At 63.5% G+C, this 12,333-nt stretch carries 12 protein-coding genes; 9 read left to right on the forward strand and 3 right to left on the reverse strand.

Annotated features, from left to right (window positions below; genetic code table 11):
- Position 1: 1 nt before the first annotated feature.
- Complete coding sequence (locus D8Z78_RS00150; protein WP_121630075.1) at positions 2-892, reverse strand: YicC/YloC family endoribonuclease; 891 nt, start codon at positions 890-892, stop codon at positions 2-4.
- A gap of 239 nt (positions 893-1,131) precedes the next feature.
- Here D8Z78_RS00150 and D8Z78_RS00155 point away from each other — a divergent pair, with 239 nt between their 5' ends.
- Positions 1,132-1,803, forward strand: coding sequence for a PAS domain-containing protein (locus D8Z78_RS00155; RefSeq protein ID WP_240671955.1), 672 nt, complete (start codon positions 1,132-1,134; stop codon positions 1,801-1,803).
- 210 nt (positions 1,804-2,013) lie between these two features.
- On the opposite strand, the gene D8Z78_RS00160 is transcribed toward D8Z78_RS00155, so the two are convergent.
- Positions 2,014-3,384 (reverse strand): class II 3-deoxy-7-phosphoheptulonate synthase, encoded by a 1,371-nt coding sequence (locus tag D8Z78_RS00160; protein WP_121630073.1) that lies wholly within the window; start codon positions 3,382-3,384, stop codon positions 2,014-2,016.
- Positions 3,385-3,552: 168 nt separating this feature from the next.
- Between D8Z78_RS00160 and D8Z78_RS00165 the strand changes: the two genes are divergently transcribed.
- Both D8Z78_RS00165 and D8Z78_RS00170 read left to right on the forward strand, forming a co-directional pair.
- Entirely contained in the window at positions 3,553-4,563 is a 1,011-nt protein-coding gene (locus tag D8Z78_RS00165; RefSeq protein ID WP_121630072.1) for a GlxA family transcriptional regulator, read from the forward strand.
- A gap of 3 nt (positions 4,564-4,566) precedes the next feature.
- Complete coding sequence (locus tag D8Z78_RS00170) at positions 4,567-5,460, forward strand: sulfotransferase (protein ID WP_121630071.1); 894 nt, start codon at positions 4,567-4,569, stop codon at positions 5,458-5,460.
- Here the strand turns inward: D8Z78_RS00170 and D8Z78_RS00175 are convergent.
- Entirely contained in the window at positions 5,457-6,557 is a 1,101-nt protein-coding gene (locus tag D8Z78_RS00175; RefSeq protein ID WP_121630070.1) for a PQQ-dependent sugar dehydrogenase, read from the reverse strand. The two genes, D8Z78_RS00170 and D8Z78_RS00175, sit on opposite strands and share 4 nt — an antisense overlap.
- Before the next feature lie 165 nt (positions 6,558-6,722).
- Between D8Z78_RS00175 and D8Z78_RS00180 the strand changes: the two genes are divergently transcribed.
- From D8Z78_RS00180 to D8Z78_RS00205, 6 genes are all read left to right on the forward strand, one after another.
- Complete coding sequence (locus D8Z78_RS00180; RefSeq protein WP_121630069.1) at positions 6,723-7,916, forward strand: ABC transporter substrate-binding protein; 1,194 nt, start codon at positions 6,723-6,725, stop codon at positions 7,914-7,916.
- Between the two features lie 94 nt (positions 7,917-8,010).
- A complete protein-coding gene (locus D8Z78_RS00185) occupies positions 8,011-8,790 on the forward strand; it encodes an ABC transporter ATP-binding protein (protein WP_121630068.1) in 780 nt (259 codons plus the stop codon).
- The gene (locus tag D8Z78_RS00190; RefSeq protein ID WP_121630067.1) at positions 8,787-9,614 is read left to right on the forward strand and encodes an ABC transporter ATP-binding protein; all 828 of its coding nucleotides are present in this window, start codon (positions 8,787-8,789) and stop codon (positions 9,612-9,614) included. The genes D8Z78_RS00185 and D8Z78_RS00190 overlap by 4 nt, the downstream gene beginning before the upstream one ends.
- 4 nt (positions 9,615-9,618) lie before the next feature.
- Complete coding sequence (locus D8Z78_RS00195) at positions 9,619-9,975, forward strand: hypothetical protein (RefSeq protein ID WP_121630066.1); 357 nt, start codon at positions 9,619-9,621, stop codon at positions 9,973-9,975.
- Positions 9,976-10,030: 55 nt separating this feature from the next.
- Complete coding sequence (locus D8Z78_RS00200) at positions 10,031-11,041, forward strand: branched-chain amino acid ABC transporter permease (protein ID WP_121630065.1); 1,011 nt, start codon at positions 10,031-10,033, stop codon at positions 11,039-11,041.
- A complete protein-coding gene (locus D8Z78_RS00205; RefSeq protein WP_206169610.1) occupies positions 11,038-12,330 on the forward strand; it encodes a branched-chain amino acid ABC transporter permease in 1,293 nt (430 codons plus the stop codon). Before D8Z78_RS00200 ends, D8Z78_RS00205 begins: the two co-directional genes overlap by 4 nt.
- The last annotated feature ends 3 nt before the right edge of the window (positions 12,331-12,333 follow it).

Below are 12,333 nucleotides of genomic sequence, written 5' to 3' on the forward strand. Positions count from 1 at the left end.
CTTACTCCACATTCTGAACCTGCTCGCGCATCTGGTCGATGGTGGTCTTGAGCGCAAGCCCCACCTGCGTCAGCGCCGCATCGCCCGACTTGGAACACAAGGTGTTTGCCTCCCGGTTAAATTCCTGCATCAGGAAGTCGAGCTTTCGGCCGATGGGGCCGGTTTCCGTCAGAAGAGCGCGCGCGGCGTCCACATGGGCGCGCAGCCGGTCGAGTTCCTCGGTCACGTCGGATTTCACCGCGATCAGGGCCAATTCCTGTGCGATGCGTGCCGGATCGACAGTGTCGACTGTGTCGGTGACGCGCGACAGTTGCGCGCGCAGCCGCTCGGCCTGCTGCGCCTCGCGGGCCTTGGCCAGCGCCTCGGACCGCGCGGTCAGATCGGCGATCTCGTCCAGTTGCCGGGTCAGGATCGTGGTTAAGGCAGCCCCCTCCGCGCGGCGCATCTCGGTGAATTGAGACAAGGCTGCCTTAAATCCGTCTAAAATCGTGGCTTTAAAAGTGGCCTGATCGACCTCGGCGGCCTCGCTGGTCATGAGGCCCCTGAGACCGACGATTTCGGCGGCGGTCGAGGGCGCCAGCGACAGGCCACGCTCCATCGCCTGCGCCTCGATTTCGGACATGGCCTCTAGCACGGCGGATAGCTGCGCGTGGTCCAGCCGCAGCGTGCCCTCGGCACCGTCAGAACCAATTTTCAGACTGATCTGGACATTGCCGCGCGCCAGAGATTCATGAGCCATGACGCGCACTTGCGGCTCCAAGCCCTCGATCCAGTCCGGCAGGCGCAGGCGCAGGTCCAACCCCTTGCCATTGACGCCGCGCAGCTCCCAGAGCCATTGCAGCCCCTGCCCCTGTCCGGCTACACTGGCAAAGCCCGTCATCGATTGGCGCATGTTCCCCTCCGTGCTTGCAAAGGGGGTAACGGTCCCGTCCGGGATAGGCAAGGTTTGAGAGAAGTCGTTAACCTTTGGGTCACAATTTAGGCGAAATTCAGACATGGATTTGCTAGTAAGGACTCAGCAATAAAAGTTAAGCTGGCAGGGTGGCCGTGGGGGCCCGTCCGGCCGCTACCGGAGAACCAAGGAGCGGACCGATGTTTGGCAAAGGTGGGAATGACAAGGACGTGGTGTCCATGACCGATCGCGAAAAGGCAAAGCGGATGGCACCGCTGCGGCTGGTCGAATCCTATTGGCATGGGCTGGCGGGCGAGGACATGGTGCCTTTGCGCAGCCAGATCGACCCGCGCGGCATGGAGAATGCGCTGGAAAATGCCTTTTTGATGGAGCGGATCGCCCCGTCGATGGCAAAGATTCGTGTGGCGGGCACGCATCTGAACGACCTGATGGGCATGCAGGTGGCGGGCATGCCGCTGTCGAGCCTGATCGCACCGTCGGATCGCGAGGCCTTTGGGGCTGCCGTCACCCGGCTGTTCGCCGACCCGGCGATCATCAAGATCGAACTGGAGGCCGAAGGCGGTTTCGGAAAGCCCGAGCTCGATGCCTCGATGATCCTGATGCCGTTGCGGTCCGATTTCGGCGATATGAGCCGGGCGCTCGGCGCTTTGGTCAGCCATGGCCGCGTGGGGCGCACGCCGCGCCGGTTCAAGGTGAAATCGGTGGAGGCGACACCGGCCGTGCAAAAGGGCATCGTGTCGCGCCGCCCCGTCGATATCGTCGAAGACGAACTGCCGCCGTTGCTGCGCCCCTTGACCGGGATGAGCGAGGCGAAAGCCGACTACACCCCGCGCAAGGTCGCACCGGAGGTCAAGCGCGGGCATCTGCGGCTGGTGATTTCCAACGACTGACCCTGACGCGGGCCGGGGTCAGCCTCGACCCGCGATAACGGGCGCGTGTCGCATAGGGCATGTGCGGCGCGAAGCCCGAAACACGCCAGTCTGGCTGGGACCCGGAACCAATAGGTTCCGGGCTTTTTTCTTCCCGGCCTTCATGTGAAAAATGAAAAACGCCCCGTATCTATTTGATACGGGGCGTTAAATCACACTTTGGGTGCGATCTTAACCGTTGGCGACCGCGGCCGCGTGTTCGCGGCGTGCCACCAGTTCCTCGGCCACGAGGAACGCCAGTTCAAGCGATTGCGACGCGTTCAAGCGCGGATCGCAGGCGGTGTGGTAGCGGTCGGACAGGTCCTCGTCGGTGACTTCGCGGACACCGCCGGTGCATTCGGTCACGTCCAGACCGGTCATCTCGAAATGCACGCCTCCGGGAATGGTGCCCTCGGCCTCGTGAACGGCAAAGAATTCGCGAACCTCGCGCAGCACGCTGTCGAAGGGCCGGGTCTTGTAGCCCGAGGCGGACTTGATCGTGTTGCCATGCATCGGGTCGCAGACCCATGTCACCTTGGCGCCCTCTTCCTGCACGGCCTTGATCAGGCGCGGCAGGTTTTCCGCGACCTTGCCCGCCCCGAAGCGCGCGATCAGCGTCAGCTTGCCCTCTTCGTTCGCGGGGTTCAGCTTGGCCATCAGCACCTTGAGATCCTCGGCGGTGGTGGTGGGGCCGCATTTCAGGCCGACCGGGTTCAGCACGCCGCGCGCGAATTCAACATGCGCGCCATCGGGCTGGCGGGTGCGGTCGCCGATCCAGATCATGTGACCCGAGCCTGCCAACCACTTGCCGGAGGTGCTGTCCTGACGGCACAGCGCCTCTTCATATTCCAGCAGCAGCGATTCGTGGCTGGTGTAGAATTCCACCGTGTGCAGCGTATGCGCCTGATCCCCGGTCACACCCGCCGCCTTGATGAAATCGAGCGCGTCTTGGATGCGGTTCGACATGTCACGGTACTTGGCGGCCTTTTCCCCTTCGGTGAAGCCAAGGGTCCACTGGTGCACCTGATGCACGTCGGCATAGCCGCCGGTCGAGAAGGCGCGCAGCAGGTTCAGCGTGGCCGCTGCCTGCGTATAGGCCTGCAACATCTTGTTCGGATTGGGAATCCGCGCCTCGGGGGTGAAGGCGAGATCGTTGATGATGTCGCCCCGGTAGCTGGGCAGCTCCAGCCCGTCGATCACCTCGGTCGGTGCCGAGCGCGGCTTTGCGAACTGGCCTGCCATGCGGCCGACCTTCACCACCGGCACCTTGGCGCCAAAGGTCAGGACCATCGCCATCTGCAGCATGACCTTGAACGTGTCGCGGATCGCGTTGGCGCTGAACTGGTCGAACGCCTCGGCGCAATCGCCGCCCTGAAGCATGAAGGCCTCGCCACGTCCGGCGGCGGCCAGCTGGGATTTCAGGCGGCGCGCCTCGCCGGCAAAAACCAGCGGCGGATACTTGGACAGCTGGGCCTCGACGGCATTCAGCGCCGACGCGTCCGTATAGTCCGGCATTTGAACCCGCGGCAGGCTGCGCCAGTTCGATTTCTGCCATTCCGTCATCTGTCTTCTCCGCATTTGACCTAGTGAGCGTTAACGGTGGCTCTATATCGTGAAGGAACGCCCGAGGCCAGACAGGTTTTTCGCGACATGTCTTGACGCTGACAGGCAGTTCTGACCATGTGATCCGATACCCTTCAAAGGGACCAGACCGGAGAAAGATACCCGAATATGCTGCCGCCGACCCAACGCCAGATCGTGGAAATCGACACCGTCCCAGCCAAGCCGCGACGGTTCGTCTTTCTGCTGCTGGAGAACTTTACGCTGCTGTCCTTTGCCGCAGCCATGGATTGCCTGCGGCTTGCGAACCGGATGTCGAACAAGAAGCTGTATCAATGGATGGTGGTCGGCGAAGGCGGCCAGACCATCAGCTGTTCGACCGGGACGGTGTTCCAGCTCGATGACGATCTGGGCGAATTGCATCGCGACGACACGGTCGTGGTGTGCGGCGGGGCCGACGTGCAGGCGGCCTCGACCAAGCGCATCATTTCGTGGCTGCGCCGCGAGGCACGCAAGGGCATCGCCGTGGGCGGGCTGTGCACCGCCGCGCATACCCTTGCCCGGGCCGGGCTGCTGGACGGCAAGAAGGCGACCATCCACTGGGAAAATCAGGACAGCTTTGCCGAAGAGTTCGAAGAGGTGCTTTTGACCAAATCGGTCTTCACCATCGACGGCAACCGGCTGACCACCGCGGGCGGGACATCGTCGATCGACCTCTTCCTGCAGGTCATCGCCAATGATCATGGCGAGGAACTGGCCAGCGCCGTGGCCGACCAGCAGATCTACAGCTCGATCCGCACCGATCAGGACACCCAGCGCCTGTCCGTGCCGACCCGCATCGGTGTGCGCCATCCCAAGCTGAGCCAAGTCATCCAGATGATGGAGCAGCATATCGAGGAGCCGATCAGCCCCGCCACGCTGGCCAAGCAGGTCGGCATGTCGACCCGGCAACTGGAACGGCTGTTCCGTCGCTACCTGTCGCGCTCGCCGAAGCGGTATTACATGGAGTTGCGTCTGCAAAAGGCGCGCAACCTGCTGATGCAGACCGATATGAGCGTGATCAACGTGGCCTTGGCCTGTGGCTTTGCCTCGCCCTCGCATTTCTCGAAATGCTACCGCGCGCATTACGAGACGACGCCCTATCGCGAACGCGGCGCGCATGCCTCCCGGCTGTCCGTCTGAGCCATGGCTCTGGGGCCCTACACGGCCGTGGTCGGGCCGGCGCGCAGCGGGACAACGTGGCTTTATCGCTATCTCAAGACCCACAGCACAATCGGCACCGGCTGGATCAAGGAAAACGACTGGTTCAGCGCCAAGTTCGGCCTGACTGACCAGAAGGCGGGCGACAAGCAAGACCGCGCATGGCGTCATGTGCGCGACAAGGCCGCCGCCGAAGGCCGCGCCTTGCGCCCGTGGGAAATCGCCCGCAAGGAACGCGCTGCGCTGCAAACCACCGCCGAGTTCCGCGCCTTTCTGGAACGTTGGAGCAACCCCGGCCAGCCCGTGGTCGACGTGACGCCGCGCTATGCGGGGCTGGGTGTCGAGGGGTTCCGCGATATGCTGGAGCATTTTCCAGATGCCCGCATCGTGATCCTGATGCGCAACCCGCCCGACCGCGCATGGTCGGGTGCCGCGCATCACAAGAAGCGGTTCGCGCCCGATCTGACCACCGAGGACTGCTACCAGCACCGCTTTGACGCCATGGCCGAGCATGCGGATGCGTTCAATGCCACTTTGAACCTGCTGCCCAGCCTGTATATGACGCTGCTTCAGGTCTTTCCGGTGGATCGCATCCTGCCCGTCTTCACAGAGGATCTGTTCGGCCCGGAGCAGGAACAGGTTCTGGACGAGATGACGGGCTTCATGGGCGGCACGCACAGCTACGACCCGAATTTCGAATTCACCACCAATATGGGTGAGTACCACCCGATGCCCGACGCGCTGCGTCGCGACTGCGTGCGCCACTACGCGCAGACCTACGCCTTTGCCCGCGCGCTCAAGGGGCGGCTGCCGGACAAATGGCAGCGCGACTGGGACAGGTTCATGGCACCCGAACTGACCCGTACCTACCAGCTTTAGGTGCCGTCCGCCGGGGCCAGCCGATACAGCGCGCCGTTCAGCACCGACAGGAACCAGATCGCCCCGTCCGGGCCGATCTCGACATCGCGCACGCGCTCTGTCTGCGGGCCCTTGATCTGTTCAACCTCGCTCAGCGGATCGCCGGAAAGCCTTGAGATATAGTCGAATTTCAACGAACCGACCAGCGCATCGCCCTGCCAGTCGGCGAAGATCTCACCATCGACGAAGGCCATGCCAGAGGGCGCGATGCTGGGGTCCCAGTAGTGGACAGGCTGCGCCATGCCATCGGCCTCGGTGCCCTGTCCGATCTGCGAGCCGTCATAGTTCACCCCGTAGGAAATGACCGGCCAGCCATAGTTCACACCCTTTTCGATCCGGTTGACCTCGTCCCCGCCGCGCGCGCCGTGTTCGGCCACCCAAAGCTGGCCCGCCCCATCCAGCGCCGCGCCTTGCGGGTTGCGATGGCCCCAGGACCAGATTTCCGGCAGCGCGCCGCGCTGGTCGGCAAACGGGTTGTCATCGGGCGCATCGCCGTCACGGGTGATCCGCAGGACCGAGCCATTGTGCATCGACAGGTCCTGCGCCAGATCGCCGTTGCCCCGGTCGCCGATCGTGACGAAGAGATGCCCATCGGGCGCCTCGACCAGCCGCGAACCAAAGTGGAACCCGCCCCCCGTACCCCGCGCGATTTCAAAGATCGTCTCGCCATCCTCCAGCCGCGTGCCATCCTCCGACAGGCGCGCGCGGTAGACGGCGGTCCCGGATTTGCGCCAGAACTGCGCCTTGGCATAGGTGAAGAACAGCTCGCGGCTCTGCGCGAAATCGCGCGGCACCAAGATGTCGAGCAAGCCGCCCTGCCCGTCCACCTCGATCTCGGGCAGGCCCGCGATTTCAACGCTTTGGCCATCGCGGACCGCCAGCAGACGGCCCTCGCGTTCGGTGATCAGCACGCTGCCGTCGGGCAGGAACCCAAAGGCCCACGGCTCTTCCAGACCCTCCGCGATCGGCGTTGCCTGCAAGGGGCCAAGACTCGATTCGAGCGTCTGGGCCTGCACGGGCAGAAGCGGAATGGACGCAAGGCTCAGGGCGGCGAACATTGTTTTCACGGAAGGCACCTCCTTTTTGTCAGGAATTGGGGTGAAATCCGCAGCTTGCAAGCGCCTGACCCAACGTTTCCACCTATCGACGCCCCTTTTCTTTTCCGTAACGCGGCCTTACCCTTTCGCCCGAGAACGTTAACGTTCCGAACCAGGGAGACAAAAATGAAAAAGCTGCTTCTGGCCACCACGGCCACCCTTTTCGCTGGCGCGGCCTTTGCTGCCGGTCATGGCACCGAGGCCAAAGTTGGCGTGATCCTCGGCTTTACCGGCCCGCTGGAATCGATCACCCCGATGATGGGCGACGGTGCCGAGCTGGCGCTGAAGGAAGCCAATGACAGCGGCAAGTTCCTCGATGGCGTGATGCTGTCGCCGGTGCGTGGCGATTCCACCTGCATCGACGCCGCCGCCGCCACCGCCGCGGCCGAACGTCTGGTCACCACCGATGGCGTCGTCGCCATCATGGGCGCCGACTGTTCCGGCGTGACCGGTGCCGTGCTGTCGAACGTGGCCGTGCCGAACGGCGTGCCGATGATTTCGCCCTCGGCGACGTCGCCCGCGCTGTCCACCGCCGAGGATAACGGCCTGTTCTTCCGCACCGCGCCGTCCGATGCGCGTCAGGGGCAGGTTCTGGCCGAGATCCTGACCGAGAAGGAAATCACCGAGGTCGCCGTCACCTACACCAACAACGACTATGGCAAGGGTCTGGCCGACAGCTTCCAGGCGGCGTTCGAAGAGGCCGGTGGCACCGTGACCCTCTCCGCCCCGCACGAGGACGGCAAGGCCGATTACTCGGCCGAGATCGGCGCGCTGGCCTCCGCCGGTGGCGAGGCGCTGGCCGTGTTCGGCTATACCGACCAAGGCGGCAAGGGCATGATCCAGGCCTCCATCGATACCGGCGCGTTCGACACCTACATCATGGGTGACGGCATGTATGGCGACCAGCTTCTGGCCGACCTTGGCGCCGATATGGAAGGGTCGTTCGGCACCGTGCCGTGGTCCGAGGGCGAAGGCACCGACATGTTCAACAAGCTGGCAACCGACAGCGGCCTGAACCCCGACAGCTCGTATACCCGCGAAAGCTATGACGCGGCGGCGCTGATCGCGCTGGCGATGATGGCAGGCGGCGAGGCAACGTCCAAGGCCGTGGCCGAGAACGTGCTGAACGTCGCCAACGCTCCGGGCGAGCAGATCCTGCCGGGCGAGCTGGGCAAGGCCTTTGAAATCCTCGCCAATGGCGGCGAGATCGACTATGTCGGCGCAACCGGCGTTGAACTGATCGGCCCCGGCGAGGCGGCTGGCTCCTACCGTCACTTCACCGTCAAGGACGGCAAGTACGAAACCGTCGAGTTCAAGTAATCGCTTGGACATTCGAGAGCAGCCCGGGTGTATTCCCGGGCTGTTTCAATAACTTGAAGGGCGCAGTTGAAGTGTCACATCAGGAGGGTCGCCTTTGATCCGGGTAGAGAACCTGCACCGCCATTTCGGCGGTTTCCGCGCGGTCGATGGCGCCTCGCTGGAGATCGCCAAAGGCTCGATCACCGGGCTCGTCGGCCCCAACGGCGCGGGAAAGACCACGCTTTTCAACGTCATAGCGGGCGAGTTGCCACCGACCTCCGGACAGGTCTTCATGGATGGCGAGGACATCACCGGTCTGCCGCCGCATGAATTGTTCCACAAGGGGCTGCTGCGCACCTTTCAGATCGCGCATGAATTCGGCTCGATGTCGTGCCGCGAGAACCTGATGATGGTGCCCGGCGGGCAGTCTGGTGAAAAGCTGTGGAATACGTGGTTTGGCCGCAAGCGCATCGCAGACGAGGAACGCGCGCTGCGCGCCAAGGCCGACGAAGTGCTTGATTTCCTGACGATTTCGCACCTGTCCGATCACCCGGCCGGGGCCATTTCCGGCGGTCAGAAGAAGTTGCTGGAACTCGGGCGCACCATGATGGTCGATGCCAAAATCGTGTTTCTGGACGAGGTCGGCGCCGGCGTGAACCGCACGCTGTTGATGACCATCGCCGACACGATCCTCCGCCTCAACAAAGAGCGCGGCTATACCTTCTGCGTGATCGAGCATGACATGGATTTCATTGGAAAAATCTGCGATCCGGTGATCGTCATGGCCGAGGGCAAGAAGCTGGCCGAAGGCACGCTGACCGAGATCAAGGCCAACGAACAGGTGATCGAGGCCTATCTGGGCACCGGTCTAAAGAACAAGGAACAGGTGGGATGAGCGGCAATCCCTATCAGGACGACCGGGGCAACCATGATGCCTCGGTCACCCGGCGCGGCGGCGAGGGCACGGTGGACACGACCAAGGCGAGCGGCCCGGTCACGGAGGCGCCGGGCGGGCCGTTCCTGATCGGCGACAGCATGACCGGCGGCTATGGCAAGGGGCCGGACATCCTGCATGACTGCACCATCGCCGTCGACAAGGGCGAGATCGCGGTGATCGTCGGACCGAACGGCGCGGGCAAATCCACCGCGATGAAGGCGGTCTTTGGCATGCTGGACGTGCGGCAGGGGGCCGTGCGGCTAGACGGCAAGGACATCACCAGACTGACCCCGCAGGACCGGGTCAAGGCGGGCATGGGGTTCGTGCCGCAGACCTCCAACATCTTCACCACGATGACGGTCGAGGAAAACCTTGAGATGGGCGCGTTCATCCGCACCGACGATTTCCGGGACACGATGGCACAGGTCTTTGACTTGTTCCCGATCCTCAAGGAAAAGCGCCGCCAGCCTGCGGGCGAATTGTCGGGCGGGCAGCGTCAGCAGGTCGCCGTGGGGCGCGCGCTGATGACCCAGCCGCAGGTTCTGATGCTGGACGAACCGACCGCGGGCGTCAGCCCCATCGTCATGGACGAGCTGTTCGACCGGATCATCGAGGTGGCCCGCACCGGCATTTCCATCCTGATGGTGGAACAGAACGCCCGGCAGGCGCTGGAGATCGCCGACAAGGGGTATGTTCTGGTGCAGGGGGCGAATGCCTTTACCGGCACGGGCAAGGAGCTTCTGGCCGATCCAGAGGTTCGCAAAAGCTTTCTGGGAGGATGACCGCATGAAATTCGTTTTGGCACTGGGATTTGCCCTGATGGCGGGGGGCGCGCAGGCTGGCATGTTCGTCTGCAGTTTCACCAGCGAATGTTACGAGGCCGAAGCCTGTCAGGGCAGCGCCTTTTCCATGGATGTCGACCTGCCGGACGAGGAGTCGGGACCGGCGGCCTTCTTGCTGGACACCGGCGTGGCAAATGGCGGGGCAAAGCAGATGCGCGGCACCGTCTTTGTGGGCGGCGAGGACAGCGAGGCGGTCTATCTGCTGGGGGTCGAAGGCGGTGGCAAGGCGAAGTTCGCCGTACACTACGCCGATCCGCTGATCATGGTGACCTATCACGGCACGTGCATGCGACCGGAATGACCAAGCAAATGCGAAACGCGCAACAGACGCGTGACAGCAAAGGAACAGTGACCCGATGGACTTTCTAAACGCATTGGTGACGCTCGCCAATTTCGTGCTGATCCCCGGCATCGCCTATGGCAGCCAGTTGGCGCTGGGGGCGTTGGGGGTGACGCTGGTATACGGCATCCTGCGCTTCTCGAACTTTGCCCATGGCGACACGATGGCCTTTGGCACGATGTCGGTGATCCTGTTCACATGGCTGTTCCAAAGCTGGGGGCTGAGCCTTGGCCCGCTGCCGACTGCCCTTTTGGCGATCCCCTTCGGCATCGTCGCCACGGCGGCGCTGATGCTGGGCACGGACCGGGTTGTGTACCGTTTCTACCGCGCGCAGAAGGCCAAGCCGATCATCTTCGTCATGGTCTCGATCGGGGTGATGTTCATCTATAACGGCATCACGCGGTTCATTCTGGGCGCCGATGAGCAGCGGTTCGACGATGGCGAACGCTTCATCATCCGCGCCCGGGACTTCAAGGAGATGACCGGGCTGGACGAGGGGCTGACGCTGAAGACGACCCAAGGGCTGACGGTGGTGACGGCGGTGATCGTCGTGGCGGCGCTGTTCTGGTTCCTCAACAACACCCGCACGGGCAAGTCGATGCGCGCCTTTTCCGACAACGAGGATCTGGCGCTGTTGTCGGGCATCAGCCCGGAACACGTGGTGCGGGTCACATGGCTGATCGTGGCGGCGCTGGTGGTGGTTGCGGGGACGCTGTACGGGCTCGACAAGACCTACAAGCCCTTCACCTATTTCCAGTTGCTGCTGCCGATCTTTGCCTCGGCCATCGTCGGAGGGCTCGGCTCGCCCTTGGGGGCCATCGCAGGCGGGTTTGTCGTGGCGTTTTCCGAGGTCGGCATCACCTATGCGTGGAAGAAGGTGCTGGGCTATGCGCTGCCCGATAGCCTTGCGCCCGACGGGTTGGTGCAGCTTCTGGCGACCGATTACAAATTCGCGGTCAGCTTCATGATCCTCGTGGTCGTGCTGCTGTTCAAACCCACCGGACTGTTCAGGGGGAAATCGGTATGAGCCTGACCTTGCGCACATATGTGATGTTCGCCGTCGTCATTGTATTGATCGTCGGCACGGGCTTTGTCCAAAGCTGGAACTCGGCGCTGCTGATCCTGAACATGGGGCTGGTGAGCGCGGTGATGGCGCTCGGCGTGAACCTGCAATGGGGCATCGCCGGGCTGTTCAACGTGGGTGTCATGGGCTTTGTCGCGCTTGGCGGGCTGGCCGTGGTGCTGACCTCCGTCGCCCCGGTGCCCGAGGCGTGGGCCGCGGGCGGTGTCCGGGCATGGGTGGCGGTGCTGATCGGCGCGGCCACCGTGACGGCGTCGGTGCTGGTGTGGAAGCGGATGCGCAATGCGTGGATCATGATCGCCGTGCTGATCGTCGGTTTCGTCATCTACCGCTATGTGCGGGACGCGGGCGTCGATGCGATCGAGTCGGTGAACCCGGCGGCGACAGGTTTCCTTGGCGGGCTTGGCCTGCCGGTGATCCTCGCCTGGCCCGTAGGTGGCCTGCTGGCGGCGGGGGCTGCGTGGATCATCGGAAAGACGGCCTTGGGCCTGCGGTCCGACTATCTGGCGATTGCGACCTTGGGCATTTCCGAGATCATCATCGCCATCCTCAAGAACGAAGAATGGCTGTCGCGCGGCGTCAAGAACGTCAACGGTCTGCCCCGCCCGGTCCCGAACGAGATCGATCTGCAAAACGATCCCGGCTTCGTCGAGGCGGCTGCGGGCTGGGGATTGGACCCGACCACAGCCTCGACCCTGTACGTGAAGCTCGGCTATTCGATCCTGTTTGCGGTGGTGCTGGTGATCCTGCTGGTGCTGGCGCAACTGGCGCTGAACTCGCCTTGGGGCCGGATGATGCGGGCGATCCGCGACAACGAGGTGTCCTCGCGCGCGATGGGCAAAGACGTGACCTTCCGGCATTTGCAGGTCTTCATCCTCGGCTCGGCGATCTGCGGCATTGCGGGCGCGATGATGACCACGCTGGACGGGCAGTTGACGCCGTCGAGCTACCAGCCGCTGCGCTACACCTTCCTGATCTGGGTGATGGTGATCGTCGGCGGCTCGGGCAACAACCTTGGCGCGGTGCTGGGCGGCTTCCTGATCTGGTTCCTCTGGGTGCAGGTGGAGCCGATGGGTCAGGCTTTGATGAACGTCATCACCATGGGCCTGCCCGAAGGCTCGGGCCTCAAGGCGCACCTGCTCGACTCGGTCCAGCACATGCGGCTGTTGACCATGGGGGTGGTGCTGCTCTTGGTGCTGCGCTTCTCGCCCAAGGGGCTGTTGCCGGAACGCTGAGCC

This window comes from Tropicibacter alexandrii (genome assembly GCF_003667315.2).
Lineage (GTDB): Bacteria > Pseudomonadota > Alphaproteobacteria > Rhodobacterales > Rhodobacteraceae > Tropicibacter > Tropicibacter alexandrii.